Raw genomic sequence first — 21,887 nt, 5'->3', positions numbered from 1 at the left:
ACAGCCGCTTGGACAACGCTTCGCGTTGCCCACATATCCACAGCCCCGACGACTACGCCGGTTTAATCTATTGAAAAATGGAGAGAAGGCGAGATCGAGAGAGCTAACTTTAAAACATTGAGATAGGCTATGAAGGTAGCGGATATCCAGCCGCTAGATCGGGCTATTGTCCCTCAAATTCCAATCAGGCCACGAAAGCTTCTTAATGTGGCAGTTGCTGCTTTTCTCGGCCTATTCATCGGTCTGGGACTGGCGTTCATAAGAGAGTTCATGGATGTTTCATTTAGGAGTCAGGAAGAAGTTGAAAAGGCGCTTGGACTCCCCATCCTGGGATTCATTCCAAGTATGAAGCGATTCCGCAAGAAACGAGTAGCAAGCAGCGGGGTGAGTTCCAGCATCTGACTTCACATTTGTTCTTGCGCTTTTGCAAACCTTCAGGTGGTGACTTGATTTGCCAACAAAGGAACACCCTGAGAAAACACTTATTGCGTATCATGACCCCAGATCGCCGGTCACCGAGGCATTTAGGACTCTCAGGACGAATCTGCAATTTGCGTCTTTGGACAAGCCCCTAAAGAGCTTGCTTTTGACGAGCACCGGACCCGGAGAGGGGAAAAGCACAGTAGCCGCAAATCTTTCCATTGCTTTCGCCCAGTCAGGAAAGCAGGTAATCCTCGTGGACGCAGACCTGAGGCGACCACGGCTTCATAGCCTGTTTTCCCTGAAAAATGATGTCGGCCTTACCAACATGCTTCTGGGCGGAAACGGTGTGGATGCCCTGCAGGATTCTAGGATTCGTGGGCTCCGTATCCTCACCAGCGGTCCCCTGCCGCCGAACCCGGCGGAACTTCTTGGATCGGGCGCCATGAATTCCGTAATTCAAGCATTGTCTCAAGAGGCCGATATTGTGGTCTATGATACCCCCCCTGTTATCGCAGTGACAGATGCGGCTGTATTGGCCCCCAGGGTTGATGGGGTCCTCCTGGTGCTAAAACTCGGAGCGACTTCCAGGGAGGCTGCTGTCAGGGCCAAGACATTATTGGAGAATTCCCGGGGTAGAATCCTGGGTATTGTGATCAATGACGTAAAGAATGAGGCTTCTTATGGGTATTATTACTATTACTACTATTCCAGCAACAATGAAGGGGCGCGAACTACGCGTTCGTCCTAATATCAATGGCCGGTGATTGAGATGATTGATATACACACTCATATTCTCCCAGGTATCGATGATGGGGCAGATTCAATTGAGACTTCAACGCTCATGGCTCATGATGCCGTTTCTGGAGGCACCGAAGTTGTTGTAGCGACACCTCACATTCTCCCGGGGGGAGCCCTGATAGGGCCGGACATGATCCAGTCTCATGTTAGGGATCTGGGACGGGAGATCTCTAGAAAAGGTATCTATCTCAAGCTGCTGCCGGGAGCAGAGATCGCAATTGATATAGATCTTCTTTCAAGGCTGAAGTCAGGTGAGTATTGCACCATCGGGGGAGCATCGCGTTATGTATTGATAGAGCTTCCCTTTCAAGATATCCCTATATATAGCCAGCACGTGATCTTCAGCCTAGCTTCTGCAGGATATGTTCCTATCATCGCCCATCCTGAAAGGAATGCCAGGATCATGTCTGATCCTGGATCATTCTATGAATTTTTCCAGAGCGGGGCTCTCGGACAAGTCAGCGCAGGGAGCATAACAGGCGAATTCGGTCCTCATGCGCGCAGGGCGGCGGAATTCCTCATCGAGAGCAGATTGGTTCAGATCATCGCCAGCGATGGCCATAATGCTCGTACGCGTCGTTGCAGATTGGATCGAGCCTGGGCCGTAGCTGCCAGGCTAGTGGGCAGGGAGCTGGCAAGGGAGATGGTAGAGGGAATTCCGCGCGCCGTAATCGAGAATAGTGAGGTTGATCGCGGCGAGGTCCGGCTACATCGGCACAGAAGACTATTCTCTTTTGGGTGGGGGAGAGGTTAATCAAGGGGAGCTTTTTGCTTTCACAGTGGCATGACTATCCATCCGGACATGCTTCTGGTATACTTGATGTTGAATTATTCTGTTGATAGCAGTCAAGGCTGGTGCGATACATGGATCATGATCTGGTCATAATTCTCGACTTTGGCTCCCAATACAGCATGCTCATCGCGAGAAAAACGCGAGAACTCGGTGTCTATTCTGAGATTGTAGGCCATGGGATTTCGGCTGAAGAGATAGAACGCAGGCATCCTAAGGGTATCATACTATCAGGCGGGCCGGCTAGTGTTTACCAGGAAGGAGCCCTCCGGTGTGATGGGAGGATCTTTCAACTCGGCATACCGCTCCTTGGGATTTGCTACGGGATGCAACTCATGGCAGTTGAGACCGGCGGCAAAGTTGCGCCTGCCTCCAGGCGCGAATACGGGAAGACGCGGCTCTACATTGATGATGCCTCTGATCTCTTTGCCGGCTTTGCCCCCGAGAATGGTGAATCTCCTTCGACAATATGCTGGATGAGCCATGGGGATTCGGTTATGACACTACCTCCGGGGTTCGAGATCTTGGCTCATACGGATAATACCCCTGCGGCCGCCATGCGGAATAAATCGCGCTGTCTATGGGGGATCCAATTCCATCCAGAAGTTGTGCATACGGAACGTGGCATGGAGATTCTCCGCAACTTCCTTTTCAAGATCTGTGATATCAACCCCACCTGGACTCCTGCGGCATTTGTGGATGAGTCTGTGAAAAGGATCAGGGAGCAGATAGGGAATGGCAGGGCGGTTGTGGCCCTGTCAGGAGGCGTGGACTCGTCAGTTGCGGCGCTTCTCGTTCATAAGGCCATCAAAGATAGGCTGACAGGCATTTTCGTAAATAACGGACTCCTGCGGAAGGGGGAACCTGAGCTAGTTCTATCTAGATTACGAGATCATTTCAAGCTCAACGTGATATATGTGGATGCAGAGGCGCGCTTCCTCTCGGCTCTCAAGGGGGTAAGGGACCCTGAGGAGAAGCGTCGGCGCATTGGTCATGAGTTCATCCGCATCTTCGAGGAGGAATCAGGGCGGCTCGGCGATGTAGAGTTCCTGGTCCAGGGCACGCTATATCCTGATGTCATTGAGAGCACCGCTACTGATACAGGTCCGGCGGCCCGCATAAAGAGCCATCACAATGTGGGCGGGTTGCCGGAGAGAATGAATCTCAAACTTGTAGAGCCACTGAGATATATGTTCAAGGACGAGGTTCGAAGGGCTGCCCTCGAGATAGGCTTGCCGGAGGAGATGGTGTGGCGTCATCCATTTCCGGGCCCGGGGCTTGCAGTAAGGATCATCGGGCCTGTGACTCGCTCGCGACTCAATATACTGAGGGAAGCCGACGCAATAGTAGAAGAGGAGATAAGGAAGGCTGGACTATACCGTGATCTATGGCAATCATTCGCGGTCCTTCCCGCCATACGGAGCGTCGGCGTCATGGGGGACCAGCGGACTTATGCCTATCCCATCGTCATCCGTGCCATCACCAGTGAGGATGGCATGACCGCCGACTGGGCGAGGCTGCCGTATGACCTCATCGAGCGCATCTCAAGTCGTATAATCAGCGAAGTTCCCCATGTCAACCGTGTGGTATATGACGTGAGCTCAAAACCTCCTGCGACCATCGAGTGGGAATAATCGAGATGGCTACCTGAAGTAAAACGATCAGGTAGCCATCTTATATCTTTCTGTTGTCCCCTCTGCACCAGTTTCTTCTAACGCATGATGATGAACCTTATGACGAAGAGAATGGCAAGAATCCACATGGTGAGGCTTACATCTTTCATCTTGCCTGCCAACGTCTTGATGATCACATAGGAGAGGACTCCGAAAACAAGTCCTTCCGCTATGCTGTAGGCAAGAGGCATCATGATTATGGTCAGGAACGCCGGTATCGCTTCTGTGTAGTCGGAGAGGTTAAGCTTTAGCACCGGCTCCATCATGAATAGCCCCACTATGATCAGCGCCGGAGCGGTGGCCGCAGAGGGGATGAGCTTCACAAGCGGCGCGAAGAACAGGGAAAGAAGGAAAAGCACAGCGACCACAGCCGCTGTAAGGCCTGTCCTGCCGCCCTCGGCCACGCCTGCCGCGCTTTCGATATAGGTTGTAACAGTGCTGGTGCCAAAGAGAGCCCCGCCAACCGAACCTATTGAATCTGATATCAGGGCCTGTCCGGATCTCGGGAGTTGACCGTCTTTATCTAAGAATCCGGCTTTTGTGGACACCCCTATAAGAGTGCCGACGGTGTCAAACAGGTCCACGAAAGTAAATGTGAAAATGATGGCAATCAGGCCTATGTTGAGGGCGCCCAGGACGTCCATTTTCAGGAATGTTGGAGCAAGACTCGGCGGCGCTCCGATGATATCTTTTATGCTGCGAGGAAACGGGGTAAGGCCGACTATCATGGCGACCACACTTGTGATCATGATGCCAAGCAGAAGCGCGCCTTTGACCTTTCTTGAAAGCAGGAGCCCTATTACCGCAAGCCCAAATAGCGCAAGCAACACGTTGGGAGAGCTTATTTTGCCAAGTGATACCAGGGTTGCGTCATTTTTTACCACGATGCCCGCCTCCTGGAGGCCAATGAATGCGATAAATAGTCCTATTCCAACTCCCGTAGCGAGCTTCAGTGTCATTGGGACGCTATTTATTATGGCCTGTCGAGCCCTGGTCAAGGTCAGCAGCAAGCAGATTACTCCATCTATGAAGGCGATGCCTAATGCGACTTGCCAGCTTATGCCCATGCCAAGGCAAACTGTAAATGCAAAAAAGGCGTTGAGCCCCATGCCTGGAGCCATGGCAAAGGGGTAGTTGGCATAGAGCGCCATGACAAAGGTCCCCAGGGCCGCGCCAAGACATGTGGCCACAGTGACTGCGCCAATGTCCATCCCTGCCTTGCTGAGGATGTTGGGATTGACTATGATGATGTATGCCATCGTCATGAAGGTAGTGAGTCCTGCGATAACCTCTGTTCGAACAGTAGTCTTATTCTCTCTAAGGTGAAAAAGGCTCTCGAGGAAATCCTCTTTTTTCGCTGCTACGGCGTTACCGTGCGCCATTACACTTCTTACCTCCTCATCGATGAAACCAGGCAAGAAAACAAGATCCAGGGGCTCCAGTCACCCGTCTCCCTATTGAACCCAGCCCCCCTTTCAGCGAGTGATGGCTAAAGTGCCCTGAAAGATCTCCCAAAACCTGGCATATGGATATTAGAAGGAGTCTAAAGCCTTTCTATTCGACATGGCGTATTGAAACCCTTCGATATTCTTTCCGTGCTCTGAAAAGCACTTTATAATAGCTTCCCCAATATATTCGATGTCACTTCTTGAAAGGCCCGGATGCACAGGAAGAGAAAGAATCATGTTCGAGACTTTCTCGGTGACCGGGCAGACCCCTTTTCTATAGTCATCGAGATGCTCCTGGCCAAGAATACCTGAGACAGCCTGTTTGAAATAAGGCTGCAGGTATATGGGAGTCGGGTAATGGACTGACGTTTCGATTCCTGCAGCCGCCAGCTCTCTTGATAGGTCGTCCCGTGTGAACCCCGCCTCGTCAGGATCTACCAGTATGGTATACTGGTGATATACATGCTTCACATAAGGTGGAGAATAAGGAGTTACTAGCCCTGGCAGTCCCTGGAGCATCCTCGTGAGACGAGATGCATTCTCCTGTCGTTTTGCTGTGAGCTTGTCCAGAATAGGGATCTGCGCCCTGCCAATTGCGGCCTGAACCTCCGTCATGCGGTAGTTGAACCCAAAGTGCACATGATTGTATTTTCCATTCTGGCCGATATTCCTGATCATTTTAAGACGCTCTGCCATCCTATCATTTTCGACCGCGATAAACCCCCCCTCCATTGTATGAAGATTCTTTGTGCAGTAAGTGCTGAAACACGCTGCGGTGCCGGATCTGGACCCTCCTATTTTTTCCCCTTTGTATTGAGCCCCTATGGCCTGGGCCGCATCTTCCACGATCCATAGGCCATATTTCGAGGCGATCCTCCTGATTTCATCCATTTCCGCAGGCTGGCCGTAGAGGTGAACTGGCTCTATGCCAACAGTCCTTGATGTGACGAGAGCCTCGATTGAGGCAGGGGAGATGTTATAGGTCCTTGGGTCAATGTCTGCAAACACCGGTTTTGCTCCACAATAGAGGATCGCGTTTGTGCTGGAAGCGAAACTAAAGGCGGTTGTGATGACTTCGTCGCCTGGTTTCAGGTCATATGCCATAAATGCAAGGTGCAACGCGGCTGTGCCGCTGCTTACCGCGACCACATGATTCGCTCCGAGATAGCTTGCGAGTTCGTTTTCAAAACTCGCTACGACCGGTCCGCAGACAAGTCGCTGCGAACGAATGACGGAGATTACAGCATCTTCAATTTCTTTACTATGGTACGGTCGCGCCATCGATATATGCGTATGCGGCCTTGATACTAAGGTGGGTTTTGACGCCATGGGCGGCTTAACTCCTTTCGCATGGTACTCCCTGGAGGCATGGCCATAGCAGACCATCTACATTGCATCACATAACTAAAGAGGCATGTCCCAAGGTACATGGATTCTCCACAGAGGAAACCATTCCTGCCCCTTGCCATTATGGCCTCTATGCCTATTATGCCCTAGCCCTTCATTTGCCAACGCGCCTTCAGGGAGTCAACAAAATAATCCCGTCACTGCAGGAATCTGGCTGACAATGTCCAATAGAATAATTCGTGGGGGCATCATCAAGTTAGCATACCACAAAACCTTTGTCACGAGAAGGGGGGATGTCAGGCCGCCTGGTGTAATTGTCTGCCATTTGGAATAGATCTCGGCAGGACGAGATCCAGTATTCATGTCCCATGAGTGATCCTGCAATTTCTCATTTCTACACTCCGAGATGCCACAGATGATCCTATAGTTCTGCAATCAGCGCCGTGTGGGGGAAGGGTCTCAAAGTGACCCTTTGAAGGGGGAAGAGCTATGATTAGCAGAAGGAGGGAAAGGATCAGGCATTCTGAGCCTTCATTGCGTTTTCAGTATAATAGGCAGTTTCAGAGTCGCGCCAACAGGATCATATTTTTTACTATCATTGGCTCAGCTGCCATTATTGCTTTCCTCACCAAAGCCGCGATGCGTTAGATTATCATATCTTGTATGTGGGTGATCACAATTGAATTGATGAGGCCGGAACTATGATGGAACATTCTGTTCCGGCAGGAGGCTCACTTGGCTCGTTGTGTCTTCCAGGCCTGATTGCACATATTGTTCATCGGGCCACGAACACTATTCATTATGATCCGAGAGGGCCTCCTTTATTTTCAGCATATCAAATTCTTGCAGAAGGGGATTATATGGCCTTTCCCGCCTTTACTTTGGGAGAAGGGCATTGGACGCTTTTTTCCACCTTGCCGATAAAGGAAAATGGAAAACTGTGTGGTATAGGTATATCAGGTGTTAGAGAATTTTAACGGGGTATCAGCTGGAGAGTTCCTCCCCTTATGAGACCGTTGATTGAATATATCCTCGCCAGATCCGATCTGGATTTGTTTGAGAAGGGAGTGCCATGGAGATTCCTCAATTATATGGATACATCAATAGCAGACAGAAGAAAGTTAACTCTGACTCGCGATCGACTAACGGAAATACTCCATCGATGCAAAGCTAAACGGGTGGCTGTTATAGGCGATTTTTGTCTCGATGCATACTGGTATGCAGATATGACGAAATCTGAGCTTTCACGAGAAACCCCGCGTTTTCCGTTGCCGATAGTAAAGGAGGTTTATTCCCCCGGGGGGGCTGGCAATGTCGCCTTGAATCTCACGGCCCTCGGTCTCCGAACCGTGCTGGGAATCACAGTATTCGGACTTGATTGGCGGGGCGAGCTTTTAAGAAAGGCGCTACTAGATCAGGGCATATGCCTTGATTTTAGCCTGAGCCTTCCCGGCAAGGTCACACCTGCCTACATAAAACCTATGCTCCAGGGATATGCCTCGATTCAGGAAGATTCTCGTCTTGATTTTGGGCCTGTTCCGCTTTCAAAAGAAGATGAGGAAGCCCTGCTAAAAAGCATAGGGGATTGCATTCCCGAGGCAGACGTTATAGCTATAGCTGACCAGGTGACTCCAGGAGTGATAACCCCCAATGTGCGCGCGATGCTCACGGAGCTTTCGAGAAGGTATCCGGAAAAGCTCTTTGTTGTAGATTCTCGCAAAAATGTGGGCGATTTTTCTAATATGATCGTAAAGCCCAATGAACTTGAAGCCCTGAAGGCATGCGGCATGGGATCGAATTCGGCTGATATTCCGACCATGCGACAGGCAGCAGCAAGGCTGCACGAGAGGACTTCAAAGCCCGTTTTTGTTACACTTGGTGAAAATGGCGCTCTCTTGATAGAGGATTCTATCTTCTACTTATTGCCTGGGGTAGCTGTTGAACCTCCCGTCGACATTGTCGGGGCTGGGGATACTTTCCTCTCAGCGTTGTGCGCGTCTCTTGCGGGAGGGGCTTCACCATGGGAAGCGGGCATGATAGCCAATCTGGCCTCTTCGGTGACAGTCAAGAAATTGAATACCACTGGGACCGCGAGCCCTGAGGAGATATTAGCGAGATATGATTCCATAAGATCTGAATGGAAAGCGGAGGTCTGGGATGAACCACATGTGCGATAAAGATTATCCATGGCTAGAGATAATCAATCAGGATATCAAACTCGGCAATATCAGACATGCTCTTTTCGATTTTGACGGGACGATCTCCGTTATCAGGCAGGGATGGGAGAATGTCATGATACCTCTAATGGTGGAGATGATCTGTGATGGGAACCCGCCCGATCCAGAGCTGATTAAAGAGGTTGAGGAATATGTAGATAGATCTACAGGGATCCTTACCATATATCAGATGAAATGGTTGGAAGATGCCGTGCGAAGGCACGGGCTATCACGCCATCCTGAGACCGCGAAAGCATATAAGAAGATCTACAATGAACGCCTTCTCAAGCCTGTTCGAGAGAGGCTCGCGAAGTTGGGACAGGGAGAGTCTTCCATTGATGATCTAATGATCATGGGGGCGAGGGCGTTCGTCGCGAGCCTTTTTGAACATGGGGTTACGTTATATCTGGCAAGTGGCACGGATCATGAGTATGTGATGGAAGAAGCCTCTGCCTTGCAGATTACTGAGTACTTCGGACCAAGGATATATGGGGCACTTGATGATACTGAAGAGCATACCAAGGAGCGTATCATTCAGAGAATCTTGGATGAATATGGGCTCAGCGGGGAGTCACTCCTTGTGGTTGGGGATGGTCCGGTAGAGATCAGGAACGCTAAAGAGCGGGGCGCTATAGCATTGGGAGTTGCATCTGATGAGGTGAAACGACATGGGCTCAACCCCAGAAAGAGGCAGCGGTTGCTCGAAGCAGGGGCGGACCTTATGATATCTGATTTTTCGCATCATAAAGAACTGGTCGATCTCCTGACCGGGAGTCATTGATTCTCCTGAATGAAGACAGGGGCATCCACATAAATGAAGATATGGACATCCACATAGTTGAAAGATGGTGATAGAATGCCTTATCCTATGATAGATCTTGGCAAGGTGAAAACTTATCCTATTGTGGAACGCAAGAATCTGGTGAAACTCAGTGACCTTATCCGGCCTGAGTCCCCGCCTCCGGCATTTGATAATCTTGAGCTCCATGAGGTGGCAGGATGGGTGGCATCGGCTCGAAAGAAGGGACGGCCTGTTATCTGGATGATGGGCGCGCATGTCATCAAGTCTGGCCTTTCCCTCATTCTCATAGATCTCATTGAACGTGGAATCGTAACCCATGTGGCCACCAATGGGGCGGGCTCGATTCATGATTTTGAACTGGCCATGATAGGCGAGACTAGTGAGGATGTAGCCACTAGCATCGAGGATGGGACCTTCGGGATGGCTGAGGAGACTGGGGCATTCATTCACCAGGCTCTCAAACAGGGAGTCAGAGATGGTCTGGGCTATGGAGAGTCCATCGGCCGCTTTATGAGTGAACACCCCGAGATCTTCCCTCATCGCGACGTAAGTGTGGCCTATAGGGCCTTTCGACTTGGGGTTCCGTTTACAGTCCATAAGACGATGGGCACTGATATCATAGACCAGCATCCCAAGGCGAATTTCGGGGTGGCAGGATGGGCAACCGGGCAGGACTTCAAGATCTTCTGTTATTCAGTATCTCAGCTACATAATGGAGTCTTCTTGAATTTCGGTTCTGCCGTAACAGGTCCTGAGGTATTTCTAAAGGCTCTATCCATAACCAGGAATCTTGGGTATAAGGTTGAGGCATTCACTACCGCTAACTTCGACCTTATAGCTCTTGGAGATTATCATTCACCGGTAGGCAAGGATCATCCTCATTATTACTACAGGCCCAGGAAAAATATCGTCAATCGACCTGTATCACTTGGCGGACAAGGCTACCATATTACAGGTGACCATGTCAAGACCATCCCCAACCTCTACCATATGATCGTAGGGCTCTTGGGGCAGCAAAAGATAGACCAGCCTCTCAGGGGGAGGGAGACCGGCCATCCAACCGGGAGCCAGGGGGGGTTGGATCTCCCTGAAGCCGCGGGTTCAGTGTTAAGGGGCTTCCTCGAGCGCAATCCTGAGATGTCAGGTCTCGAGCCGGAGCTTGCCAGGGTATACCGCGCTATGGCGAGGTGCGTGGAAGTCGGGGGATGTATCTATATATGTGGAAATGGTGGGAGCATGGCCGACGCGCTTCATATATCCGGCGAGCTTCTGAAATCGTACACCAGGAAAAGACCCTTGGATGAGAAGGATAAAGCCAGGTTCGCCGGATTGCCCGGCGGCGCGGAGGTCGCAGAACACCTCGAAGGCGGCTTCAGGGCGGTGGTTCTTGGAGCAAATCCCGCACTCTCGAGCGCGGTAGATAATGATAATCCATGTCCGCATATGGCTTATGCGCAGGAAGTCTGGGCTCTCGGAAAGCCCGGGGATATTCTCATCGGTATCAGCACGAGCGGCAGAGCCCAGAATGTGCGCTATGCTGTGACCGCGGCAAAGGCCAAAGGACTTACCACTATAGCGCTCACCGGCGCTTCAGGAGGGCCCCTTGCCGAGGTGGCTGATCTCGCCATTTGCGTTCCGGAAAACCGCACGGATCGCGTCCAGGAGCAGCATGTGAAGGTATATCATTGTCTCTGTGAGATGCTGGAAGCAACATTCTATTGCTGAGAGACTGCCCGGTGGCCAGTAGAAAAATCATTTTATTGAGGAGCCGCTTAGGAGGGGAAGGGATATTCAGGGCGAATTATTAATCTTTTGGAAGGATGATTTGCCCCTGGATATCTTTGCCTTGATCCAGGGACAGTAAAAGCTGATGGGCTGCTGTCGGAGGCTGACGATCTTGCGGGTATTATGGCGGGCCGTCATGCCCGGCAGTGTGCCTGCCGTGTCCGTCAGCATGCTATCGTACCAAAGGAAGTCACCAAAAGCCTTGAAGGGGAGTGATATTGTGATCGAAGGGAAAGCGACAGGGTCTGAAGGTGGCAAACTCCTATACGGAATGGTTGGGGGCGGTCCGGGCGCCTTCATCGGCGATGTGCACAGGAGAGCTGCAAGCTTCGATGGAAAGGCGCAGTTAGTAGCCGGAGTGTTTTCAAGGAGTTACGAAAACACTCTGAGCACTGGCAGGAGTCTCGGTTTGGATCCCGGGCGACTGTACAGGGATTTTGAAGAGATGGCCAAAAAAGAAGGCGCGCGAGAGGACAAGATCGATTTCGTCTCAATTGTTACCCCGAATAATGTCCACTATGCGGTTGCAAAGGCATTCTTGACCAATGGGATCAATGTAGTGTGCGACAAACCACTCACTGTTACAGTGGAAGAAGCTGAGGAGTTAGCCAAGATCGCAAAAGAGAAGGGCCTTCTTTTCTGTGTGACATATACATATTCCGGTTACCCTATGGTGAAGCATGCCCGAGAAATGATCCGCCGGGGCGACATTGGAGAGATCCGGGTAGTTATGGGTGAATATCTCCAGGATTGGCTTGCCACTCCCACCGAAAAAGAAGGGAACAAGCAGGCGGCATGGCGGACGGATCCCAAGCAATCCGGTGCTTCCAACTGCGTGGGAGATATCGGCAGTCATATTGAGAATACGGTCGCCTATATAACCGGGCTGAAGATAGATTCCCTCTGTGCGAACCTCGACATCTTCGGTGAGGGAAGGAAGCTCGATGACAACGCCGAGATCCTGGTGAAATATAATAACGGCGCCACCGGCGTTTACTGGTGTTCCCAGGTTGCAATCGGGCATGACAATGGGCTCAGAGTCCGTATCGTCGGCACAAAGGGATCGATCGAATGGGAGCAAGAAAATCCTAACTACCTGAAGGTCGCCTATCTTGGTCAGCCTGTCCAGATTCTTTCTAGGGGGACTGGCTACATATATCCGCAGGCTGCGAAATTCTCGCGTATACCTCCAGGACATCCGGAGGGCTATTATGAAGCCTTTTCCAATATCTATTCAGCTTTTGCCGGAGCTTTGCTGAAGAAGAAGGCTGGGCAGGATCTCACAGCTGAGGATCTTGATTTCCCGAGTGTTGAAGCCGGTGTAGATGGCGTGAGATTTATCAACAAGAGCGTGGAAAGTTCTCATAAGGGTTCTATTTGGGTTTCTCTCCGTTAGATCAGCAATGGATCAACTAGCCATTAGCCGTGGCTGGGCGGCTAGAAAATGGCGAGGATAGACTATATGTAGGTGCTGGCGGAGCCGTCAGCTATGATGGCAGCTGGCCAGGCCAAAAAATGACGAAGGTAGACTATATGGGCTTGTAGCCGGCAATTTCGGGAGGTGTGTAGCAGATGAGACCCATAACTTTGTTTACCGGGCAGTGGGCGGATTTGACCTTCGAGGAGATATGCAAAAAGGCGAGCGAGATGGGATATGATGGCCTGGAAATCGCCTGCTGGGGAGATCATATGGATGTAAGGAAAGCAGCAGAGGATCCCGATTATGTGGCCGAGAGAAAGGCCATCTTGAGCAAATATAACCTAAAATGCTGGGCGCTGGGGGCGCATCTCGCCGGCCAGTGCGTAGGAGATCTTTATGACAAGCGTCTAGACAACTTTGCGCCCGCGTCTGTGAAAGGCGACCCCGCTAGGATCCGTGAGTGGGGAATTGAGGAAATGAAGTATACGGCGCGAGCCGCCAAGAACATGGGGTGTTATGTGGTCACTGGATTCACAGGCTCTCCAATTTGGAAATTCTTCTACTCATTTCCGCAGACCCCAGACGAGATGATCGAGGCAGCTTACCAGGAAATCTTTGAGCTTTGGACTCCCATCCTGGATGAATTCGATCGCAATGGAATCAAGTTCGCCCTCGAAGTGCACCCCACAGAGATTGCTTATGACTTCTATACCACGCAGCGCCTCTTTGAGGTTTTCAATCATCGACCAACACTGGGACTCAACTTCGATCCAAGCCATCTCCTCTGGCAGGGAGTCACCCCACACCTCTTCTTGCGAGAGTTTAGGGATCGTGTCTATCACGTGCACATGAAAGACGTTGCAATTACTTTGGACGGAAGGGCAGGTATACTTGGTTCGCACTTGCCGTTTGGTGATAATCGCAGAGGATGGAATTTCCGCTCCCTCGGGCATGGCAATGTCAACTTCGAGGAGGTAATCCGTGAGCTCAATGCCATGGATTACAGTGGGCCCCTTTCTGTGGAATGGGAAGACAGCGGCATGGACCGTGAGTTTGGAGCAAAGGAAGCGCTGGAATTCGTGAAGAAGCTCTGCTTCACACCTTCAAGGATGGCATTTGATGAGGCAATGAAGAAATAGGCGAGATACGGGAGAATAGGCGAGATGCGGCGAGATGCGGGGGATGAAAATCCGGCATGCATGGGTGATCGCCGGAAGTCTGGTAAGGAGGAATGGCAGATGGCAAGGATACCGATCGGTCTGGAACTATACTCTGTCCGGCATGACTTGGAGAAGGATCTGAGAGGCACCTTGAAGGCTGTAGCGGACATGGGTTACGAAGGCGTAGAATTCGCCGGCTATCCAAAGCATCCTGCGGAAGAACTAAGGGCCCTGTTGGACGAATTGGGTTTGACATGCTGCGGTTGGCACACCCCGTTTGAATTGGTCCAGGACGTTAAACTCGAGGAGACCATTGCATTCAACAAAAAACTAGGTAATCGCTTCATCATTATCCCAGGAATTCCGGAAAACCTACGCACCTCGCGCACTGATTGGCTCAAACTCGCCGACTTTTTCAATCGTCTGGCTGATAAACTGGCTCCGCATGGGATGTTCACCGGGTATCACAATCATTATGTTGAATTCCAGCCCCTCGATGGTGAAGAGCCATGGGATACTTTCTTTTCCAACACCAAGAAGGATGTCATAATGCAGCTTGACATGGGGAATGCGCTATATGGCGGCGCTGACCTGGTGGCGATCTTGAAGCGATATCCTGGCCGAGGAAGGACCGTGCATCTCAAACCCTATTCCAAGCGACTCGGAAAGGACGATCCGCGGAATGGTTATCGCACCATGATCGGCGAGGATGACGTACCATGGAGCGAAATCTTCCATCTATGTGAAACACAAGGTAATACGGAATGGTATATTGTGGAATACGAGAGCGACCTTTATCCGCCGCTCGAAGCGGTGAAGGTATGCCTGGATAGGCTGAGGGCAATGGGGAAATAGGTCTGCTGGGAAAAGATCTGTATGGGACCCCTCGCTTCTATTGCGAGGGGTTCGGCGATTCATGTCAAGCCCCACGATCCCAGTATCCAACGACATTCATTCATCCGATGGAAGACTATCTATATCTTTAGGGGTGATCGGAAGATGGCGAGAGTGAAGCCTGATACAGTGGGCTATGCTGTCATAGGATTGGGAATCGGTAAACTGCATGCGAAGTGTGCGTCGCAGGCTGAGAACTGTAAATTAGTAGCTGTATGTGATATCGACGAGGCACGTCTTCATTCTGTGGCGGAAGAACTTGGTTGCGAGGCCTATACTGACTATAAGAAAATGCTTGAGCGGGACGACATAGATGTGGTGAGTGTGTGCACGCCAAGCGGAATGCATGCTGATATAGCCATAGATGTCGCTAGCGCCGGGAAGCATGTTTTCTGCGAAAAGCCTCTCGATATCAAGCTTGAAAGGATCGACGCCATGATAAGGGCATGCAGAGAGAATGGTGTGATGTTGGGCGCTGTATTCCAGAACAGGATGGCGCCGGCAAATCGGAAGATCAGAGAGACAGTGGCCTCTGGGCGTTTGGGCCGGTTGATTACAGGCAATGCGCAGGTTAAGTGGTACAGGACCCAAGAGTATTACGATGCCGGTGGCTGGCGCGGGACATGGGCAATGGATGGCGGCGGATCTCTCATGAATCAGTCCATCCACACCATAGATCTCTTTCAGTGGTTCATGGGGCCAGTGAAATCTGTCTTCGCCAAGACCGGCATCTTCGCGCATAAGATCGAGACCGAGGACCTTGGCGTGGCCCTGGTGACTTTCAAGAACGGTGCAGTGGGAACAATAATAGGCACCACATGCGCATACCCAGGGCTTGATACCACTGTCCAGATCCATGGTGAAAATGGCAGTATCTATATGACGAACAATAGAATAGTGACTTGGAGGATCAAGGGCGAAAGGGAAAAGGAGGAAGAGCAGGAAGTGCTCTCACAATATGGCACAGGTGGTGGAGCCTCTGGGAGTGCCGACCCAGGAGGAATCGGGAGCAACCTGCATTTTATCCAGATTCAAGATATGGTGAATGCTATTCGAGAAGGCAGAAGGCCTATGATAATGGGCGAAGAGGGTAGGGATGCAGTAAGGATAATCCTCGCCATCTATGAATCGGCCAGAACGGGAAGGGAAATAGAGCTTTCCTGGGCGGAATAGGGGAAAGCCGCTGCTATATGAGCGAGCCTTTCCCAGAAAGGGAGGAGGCAGGATGGCCGTGAGATTCGGGTGCTGCGTGAATCTGGGGCCATATGCGTCGAGAGCTCAGCGAGAACCGAAGGAGGCGGGGCAGGCGCCGGAATTCTCTTTTGAGGAGCAGCTTGACCGACTCAGAAGGCGGATTCTTCATCTCAAGAGGGTGGGTTATGACTTCGTGGAGTTTAGCGTCGGGACTGTTGCCGGTCCCATTTCCGACGATGAATACCAGAAACTCAAGGAAGTCGTCCATGAGGCCGGGCTTGTCCCTGAGGCTTTCAATGGCTTCATCCCCCCGTCCATCAGGCTGGTCGGGCCAGAAGTGAACGAAGAAAGCATCAGAGAATATCTAGAACGCGCAATCCGTCGAGTTGGCGAGATGGGTGGCGAGCGCATCGTGTTTGGAAGCGGAGGGGCGAGGCGGGTCCCTGAGGATTTCAGCCGGGAACGTGCGGAAGAACAGCTTGTCCACTTTCTCAACATGGCGGGCGATATAGCTGCCACTCACGGGATTGTCCTGGCTATCGAGCCGCTTAATAGAAGAGAATCAAACATCATAAATGGGGTCCTAGAGGCTGTTGAGCTTGCGATAAGAGTCAATCGACCTGAAGTCAAAGTGCTTGCTGATTTCTATCATATGGAAGAAGAAAAAGAAAGATTCAGCGTTCTGGAGGCTGCCAAAGGACTCCTGGCACATGTACATGTGGCTGACACCGGACGTCTGTATCCAGGAAGCGGTTCATACGATTACAAGGGCTTTTTCAGCAAGCTTAGATCCATAGGCTATGGAGAGCGGGTGTCCATAGAATGCAGGCTGGTTGATTTCGAGGGTGAAACGGAAAAGGCTATTGATTTCCTGAGAGAGGTCTGGGATTCGACGGCGCCTTGATTATGGAATATCACATGTTGGACAGGTGGCTCCCCTGCATTTATTGGAGCTGGTATGCCAGGTCAGGTGGATGTGAACGGAAAGAGGGACAAATGAGAGTGCTGCCAGTATCTCCTGCCAACCCCACAAGGGGCATTGCTCTTATCTTATCGATTGTCGCTTTATGCTCCCTTCAGTTGACTATAGGTTCTTCCTATCTCAATCGAGATATCATTCACTCACCTTACTCATTAGCTTATCTCGAGGACATGCCTCTTGCCGATAGCCCAGCCCTATCCAGGAATCAAAATCCCACATGGAGGTGGGCCCTATTCAATGAACATGCAGGCCTTCTGGCCCTGTGCATGGTGTCCGGCGAGGACCATCATGAGATCCACCTTTGCTCAAGGTCGGGTCCCTATATCTTGACAACTGCCATGTATTTCCTTGATTCGTATTTCAACCAGAGCAAATATAAACCCCCTGTTGCCGGTAATTCATCGATGATATTCCATCAACTCTATAGGGGGTTTATACAATGGCTAACAAAGACCGTCGGGAAAATAGAACCCGCGCGGAAGATCTTTCACGATCAGCGCAGAATTCCTCACGGTCCGGGGAGAATTCTTCACACTCCAATGAGGGAGCCCCGGATTGGGGAACGATCCTCTTCTTGTCATCCATATTGGTGGGCTTGGCAGGAGTGCTCTGGTGGCTTATAAGGGTCGCTTTCCGATAGTGCATATAAATGTATAGATTGCAGATCGAAAGGCAATAAGGTGCCTAATTGGCGCCACATATCGCTCTAGATATCCCAACGGTGCCGGGTAGGGTGGATCATTGCCCCCTACTCGGCTTTCTTGTTAAGATCTGGCATCGCCCGCTAGGGCTCCTTGTGAGTACTGGGAGCATCTGCTAAACTAATGAGTAGGATGACACTGCAAATAGCCAAATTCGACATCGAAAGATAGCGCCGCCTGCCATGTTTATCTCGTGCGGTCTCCCGGCAGGTTCCTCATATGAAAAATCGCCGGGCGGGCGAAGGACTCTCCACGCTCTCACGGGGACGAAGGGCATTGGCGGCTGGCATTAGGACTATCCCGAAAGGAGAACAGGATCATGGCGGAGCATCTCAAACGCGGCCTGATTCAGGTTTATACCGGGGATGGAAAGGGCAAGACCACGGCTGCATTGGGCCTTGCGCTCCGAGCGGCAGGGTGGGGCCTCAAGACCCATTTCATCCAGTTTTTGAAAGGAGGCAAGGCGACCGGCGAGATAAGAGCCGTTGAGCCTTTACAGCCGAACCTCGTAGTGAGCCAATTTGGGAGCGGGAGATTCATAATAGGAAGACAGCCGGACGAGGAAGAGAAGGCACTTGCCCGCAGTGGCCTCGCAGCTGCCGGTATGGATTTTGCATCTCATTCGTATGATCTCATCGTCCTGGATGAAATAAGTCATGCGGTGAATCTTGGCCTTGTCGGGCTCGAGGATGTGATGACGCTGCTGGCCCAAAAGCCCCCTAAAGTCGAGGTGGTGCTAACAGGGCGGAATATGCCTCCAGCGATAATTGAGCTTGCGGATCTTGTTACTGAAATGGTTCCCATAAAACATCCTATGGATAGGGGGATAGAGGCTCGACGGGGCATTGAGTATTGATATTGGGGTCCACCTTATTTATTCCGAAGTGCGAGCATACAACGAACGCTACCGTCTCGGCCTCTATCTCTTCTGTTCCCTGCTGAGGCCGCCGCTCTCAGGGCCCCGGTGCAGGAGCTCGTGGGCAAGCTCAGACAGGTAACATATCTCAGACTCTACACATATTCTATTAACGCAGAGTCCTGCTAGCTCTGTAACTGTCGCATCGACCAATCCCAGCGGCGTGGTCGAGAATAGAGGGGGATTTATACAATGGAAGAGGTAGAAGTAGGAAACACCGGAGTCTTCACCGAACCGTTACTCAGGGCAATCAAGGAACTCGAGTGTATTGAGGCCTTCGGTGATCCCTTCGATCAGTGCGTTGCCGTCGAATTTGAATGTGACGATTGCTGCAAGAAAGCCCTGAACGCAAGGATCCTGACGATAGTTGATGGGCTTCTGATCTTGGTAGGCTTTAATAATGGATGCATCTTGGTGAAGACAATAAGTGGCGGGGAATTGGTAGAAAAGGAAGTTGTCCGGGCAATTATCATCCCACTTAACAGAGTTTGCAGCGTCGAATTTGGCGCGGTACAGGTAGACCCATAGTGGCTGTCTATGCTGGACTGTAGTCCAGATAGACGCATATAGGTGGGGCGGAGACGCCCATTGAGACAACATAGCGGCAACGCCCTACCTTTTGCTTTAGGTAACGAGTTTTATGCCGATGGTCCTTACCACCAATGAATGGGGTTGACCATTGCCTGACAGGTCAGATACACCTTTGGATGCGTGGTATTTGGGGCAGTCCACCCGTATGGGCTGTCCCTTCTGAATGAGGCTTCAGAATCAAGGACTTTGCCGTGAAAGGTTCACCAACTACCAGGGCTTCTCTGGATCTGTCAAGATCCTCCCGCGAAGTGCAGTGCTGACGCCCTGGTTACTTAGTATAAAAGGCAGCACCGATGAGATATAGTCTTCATATGTAAATTGGAGAGTAAGGCGTGATCATTTGGCCAATAGACTACAAAGGGGGTGAAACCCTTGTCTAAGAGGCTATTCTATAACCTCTTTGCCACAGATGGTTTCATCAATCTCCCAACGGGTCCCACAGGGACCGAGCCGCGTAAGCGAATATATGTTTTCGGCTTCGTCGGCGGCCTGTTCAAGGTCCAACCGATACCCTCCGGCGTGCCTACAGGTCCGGCAACAACGGGCGTGCCTTTCCGGACACCCCGCTGCCAACGACTCTGCCCACATCGCTAGAGCCCGACTTCGGGTATAGCATTCCAGACGGATATGAAAGCTATGTAAAGGTATCAACAGGGGATCCCGCTACTCGTAGACCACCTGACAAATTCCTGCTACGCATGATAAACATCGGCTATCAACCGGTACCGTTCCATGTTCACGGCTGGCATGGTATGATAGTCGGCAAGGATGCCAACCCACGGACAGCCGGTGAGATGAACTTCACCACTTTAGTGGGATCGGGGGAGAGTTATGACATCCTTTATTCCGCTGACGACAAGAGGCCCATCTATGCAGATTACATCTTCTGTGGTAAAGCAGGCTTCCCGTCTTTAAAGCAGCAGATCGCTCAGGCTACAGAACAATCGATTGCGGCAGGTACTTTCATTCCACCATTTCCGGGCGCGACGGATCTATGGGCTAACATCATACTACAAACCAGCCTGGGCCAGGGGACCTTTATTCCCCCTAAACCTCTTCTTCTTCACCTGACATGGGACGAACTTTGCCTTGAGAGTCTGAAGCCCGGTCACTTTGAGGCCGGGCGCAATCTCATAGCCACCACATTGACCCAGGTGATACCAGCCGCTTTTGAGGGGTAGTAGCGGCCTTTCCGTTGGGGCCGCAGCGTCGCGTTTATCCCCTTTCTCGATATGGCAAGCGAGTCGTCATGAGGCGCCTTCCTGGGAAAGTCTCTTCAAGACAGGTGTCTGGGAGGCTGCACCGCCCTGGCGCCAAGCCGCTTGACATGGAACAGGCCCTGGCCCAGACGAGAAATACGCGGGCCAAGCGGTCGGGTTTTCGATGGAAGGTCAAGGAATACGGGGCATAGGGATGCATTTATTGTAGGCTGTAGTAACCATCTTTCCTTCCCTGAACAACGAAAGGCAGTCACCAGGTTGGGCAATTCTTTATCAGGTACACCACAACAGCCATACCGTTGACAATTTCTACACAAAGCCTTACTATAATCTTAAAAACTATATACACAAAATCTATAGCTACAATACATATAGTTGATAGCATGGCTCACAATATGAAGTATAGGCGGGAAGGAGGCTGTTTACTTGCGAGATAGGGACGGTCGGCGGTACGGGCCAGGTGCAGTAGGGCGGATGGAGAGGTTTATGGAACCCTGCCTGCTTCTCTTTTTGAGGGAGGAAAGGGCTCACGGGTATGAACTAATGGAAAAGCTCAAGGCTTTCGGGTTTGAAGGTATTTCAGCGGATATAGCGACTCTTTACCGGACCCTTCGCCATTTGGAGGAGCAGGGGATGGTTGTATCGGCATGGGAAGAGGGTTCCCAAGGTCCCCCGAAGCGGGTGTACGAACTGACGCAAGCAGGCCAAGCCCTCTTAGAGGATTGGGTTCGTACTATTAAGGCCAACCGTTCCCGGCTGGACAAATTCCTGGCTGCGTATGAAGGGCGTTGCCAGGATAGTTCTGATTAACTCAGCTGCTCAGGCCGCTCTTGCGGGCGCTTGCCCTACAGCTGAAGCAGGGTTGAGCTCTGCGCTGTCCAGGCTGGTTCCAGTTTGGTGATCAATGAAGTCTCATTCAGACAGGATGGCAATAAAGGAGGAAGAGGTGTGATACCGGTATATGGGCTAATGAAATTCCTGCACGACCTGGCTACAGTCATCTGGTTCGGAGGCTTGTTTACGACCGGCATTATACTAGTGCCTGTAGGCAGGACACTACTGGGGCCAGGCGCCGAGATGAAGAAGTTCATGGACATTTTTCAGCGGCGGCTGGCCAAATTTGTGTACGTGAGCATAGTGGTGCTCATATTCAGTGGAGTGTTCCTGGCCAGGCATAACCCGACTTTTGAGGGCCTCTTTCGTATGGGCAATACCTACTCTAAGATCCTGACCGTCAAACATATCCTGGTGATAATAATGATAGCAATAGGGCTGGTCAGGAGTCTTGTGATGGGAAGCAAAGGCCAACAACCGGATCGGACGCAGACAAAGCCGCTTCCCGAACAGACCCAGAAAAAACCTCAAGCTGAATTCGGTCAAGAAAAACTCAAGATGATCCTCTTGTATGGGAATATCTTACTGGGGGTTATTGTTTTGTTTCTGAGCGCTTACAACGCTGCCTTGCCGGGCTAAATCTAAAAAATACTCATGGCCATCGCCTCTTATATTATATCACCTCTTTCTTGA

20 protein-coding genes and 2 pseudogenes are annotated in these 21,887 nt (G+C 51.2%); 20 read left to right on the top strand and 2 right to left on the bottom strand.

Features of this window, described 5'->3' with window-relative positions; all coding sequences use genetic code 11:
• Positions 1-129: 129 nt before the first annotated feature.
• From HPY52_14815 to guaA, 4 genes are all read left to right on the top strand, one after another.
• Complete coding sequence (locus HPY52_14815) at positions 130-402, top strand: hypothetical protein (GenBank protein ID NPV81508.1); 273 nt, start codon at positions 130-132, stop codon at positions 400-402.
• Between the two features lie 49 nt (positions 403-451).
• On the top strand, positions 452-1,171 hold the full coding sequence (locus HPY52_14810) for a CpsD/CapB family tyrosine-protein kinase (protein NPV81507.1): 720 nt from the start codon (positions 452-454) through the stop codon (positions 1,169-1,171).
• A 12-nt stretch (positions 1,172-1,183) separates the two neighbouring features.
• Positions 1,184-1,975 carry a tyrosine protein phosphatase gene (locus HPY52_14805; protein NPV81506.1) on the top strand — a complete coding sequence of 264 codons (792 nt, stop codon included), beginning with the start codon at positions 1,184-1,186 and terminating at the stop codon, positions 1,973-1,975.
• Between the two features lie 110 nt (positions 1,976-2,085).
• Positions 2,086-3,645: a glutamine-hydrolyzing GMP synthase gene (gene guaA / locus HPY52_14800; protein NPV81505.1), complete on the top strand. Its 1,560-nt coding sequence runs from the start codon at positions 2,086-2,088 to the stop codon at positions 3,643-3,645.
• 77 nt (positions 3,646-3,722) lie between these two features.
• On the opposite strand, the gene HPY52_14795 is transcribed toward guaA, so the two are convergent.
• Entirely contained in the window at positions 3,723-5,066 is a 1,344-nt protein-coding gene (locus HPY52_14795) for an NCS2 family permease (protein ID NPV81504.1), read from the bottom strand.
• Positions 5,067-5,216: 150 nt separating this feature from the next.
• Positions 5,217-6,413 carry a DegT/DnrJ/EryC1/StrS family aminotransferase gene (locus tag HPY52_14790; protein ID NPV81503.1) on the bottom strand — a complete coding sequence of 399 codons (1,197 nt, stop codon included), beginning with the start codon at positions 6,411-6,413 and terminating at the stop codon, positions 5,217-5,219.
• 555 nt (positions 6,414-6,968) lie between these two features.
• Between HPY52_14790 and HPY52_14785 the strand changes: the two genes are divergently transcribed.
• The 16 genes and pseudogenes from HPY52_14785 to HPY52_14710 all read left to right on the top strand — a co-directional run bounded on the left by HPY52_14785 (position 6,969) and on the right by HPY52_14710 (position 21,833).
• On the top strand, positions 6,969-7,127 hold the full coding sequence (locus HPY52_14785) for a hypothetical protein (GenBank protein ID NPV81502.1): 159 nt from the start codon (positions 6,969-6,971) through the stop codon (positions 7,125-7,127).
• Between the two features lie 53 nt (positions 7,128-7,180).
• Positions 7,181-7,456 carry a hypothetical protein gene (locus tag HPY52_14780; GenBank protein ID NPV81501.1) on the top strand — a complete coding sequence of 92 codons (276 nt, stop codon included), beginning with the start codon at positions 7,181-7,183 and terminating at the stop codon, positions 7,454-7,456.
• 30 nt (positions 7,457-7,486) lie between these two features.
• On the top strand, positions 7,487-8,656 hold the full coding sequence (locus HPY52_14775; GenBank protein NPV81500.1) for a sugar kinase: 1,170 nt from the start codon (positions 7,487-7,489) through the stop codon (positions 8,654-8,656).
• A complete protein-coding gene (locus tag HPY52_14770; protein NPV81499.1) occupies positions 8,637-9,476 on the top strand; it encodes an HAD family hydrolase in 840 nt (279 codons plus the stop codon). The genes HPY52_14775 and HPY52_14770 overlap by 20 nt, the downstream gene beginning before the upstream one ends.
• A 75-nt stretch (positions 9,477-9,551) precedes the next feature.
• Positions 9,552-10,460 (top strand): annotated as a pseudogene (locus tag HPY52_14765) (hypothetical protein).
• A gap of 27 nt (positions 10,461-10,487) precedes the next feature.
• A complete protein-coding gene (locus HPY52_14760) occupies positions 10,488-11,222 on the top strand; it encodes an SIS domain-containing protein (GenBank protein ID NPV81498.1) in 735 nt (244 codons plus the stop codon).
• A gap of 229 nt (positions 11,223-11,451) precedes the next feature.
• Positions 11,452-12,678, top strand: a complete 1,227-nt coding sequence (locus tag HPY52_14755; GenBank protein NPV81497.1) for a Gfo/Idh/MocA family oxidoreductase — start codon at positions 11,452-11,454, stop codon at positions 12,676-12,678.
• Between the two features lie 176 nt (positions 12,679-12,854).
• On the top strand, positions 12,855-13,841 hold the full coding sequence (locus HPY52_14750) for a sugar phosphate isomerase/epimerase (protein ID NPV81496.1): 987 nt from the start codon (positions 12,855-12,857) through the stop codon (positions 13,839-13,841).
• Between the two features lie 99 nt (positions 13,842-13,940).
• Positions 13,941-14,717 carry a TIM barrel protein gene (locus HPY52_14745; protein NPV81495.1) on the top strand — a complete coding sequence of 259 codons (777 nt, stop codon included), beginning with the start codon at positions 13,941-13,943 and terminating at the stop codon, positions 14,715-14,717.
• A 144-nt stretch (positions 14,718-14,861) separates the two neighbouring features.
• Complete coding sequence (locus tag HPY52_14740; protein ID NPV81494.1) at positions 14,862-15,929, top strand: Gfo/Idh/MocA family oxidoreductase; 1,068 nt, start codon at positions 14,862-14,864, stop codon at positions 15,927-15,929.
• A 52-nt stretch (positions 15,930-15,981) separates the two neighbouring features.
• Positions 15,982-16,854 carry a TIM barrel protein gene (locus HPY52_14735; GenBank protein NPV81493.1) on the top strand — a complete coding sequence of 291 codons (873 nt, stop codon included), beginning with the start codon at positions 15,982-15,984 and terminating at the stop codon, positions 16,852-16,854.
• 1,098 nt (positions 16,855-17,952) lie between these two features.
• The gene (gene cobO, locus HPY52_14730) at positions 17,953-18,489 is read left to right on the top strand and encodes a cob(I)yrinic acid a,c-diamide adenosyltransferase (protein NPV81492.1); all 537 of its coding nucleotides are present in this window, start codon (positions 17,953-17,955) and stop codon (positions 18,487-18,489) included.
• Positions 18,490-18,741: 252 nt separating this feature from the next.
• Positions 18,742-19,077 carry a hypothetical protein gene (locus HPY52_14725; GenBank protein NPV81491.1) on the top strand — a complete coding sequence of 112 codons (336 nt, stop codon included), beginning with the start codon at positions 18,742-18,744 and terminating at the stop codon, positions 19,075-19,077.
• 435 nt (positions 19,078-19,512) lie between these two features.
• Positions 19,513-20,189 (top strand): annotated as a pseudogene (locus tag HPY52_14720) (hypothetical protein).
• 645 nt (positions 20,190-20,834) lie between these two features.
• Complete coding sequence (locus HPY52_14715; GenBank protein NPV81490.1) at positions 20,835-21,170, top strand: PadR family transcriptional regulator; 336 nt, start codon at positions 20,835-20,837, stop codon at positions 21,168-21,170.
• A 138-nt stretch (positions 21,171-21,308) separates the two neighbouring features.
• Positions 21,309-21,833 carry a hypothetical protein gene (locus tag HPY52_14710; GenBank protein NPV81489.1) on the top strand — a complete coding sequence of 175 codons (525 nt, stop codon included), beginning with the start codon at positions 21,309-21,311 and terminating at the stop codon, positions 21,831-21,833.
• Positions 21,834-21,887: the final 54 nt, after the last annotated feature.

The sequence above is a fragment of the Bacillota bacterium genome, assembly GCA_013178415.1.
Classification (GTDB): Bacteria; Bacillota; SHA-98; order Ch115; family Ch115; genus Ch115.
Note: the sequence above shows the minus strand (reverse complement) of the source record. Positions and strands in the feature narration are given on the sequence as shown.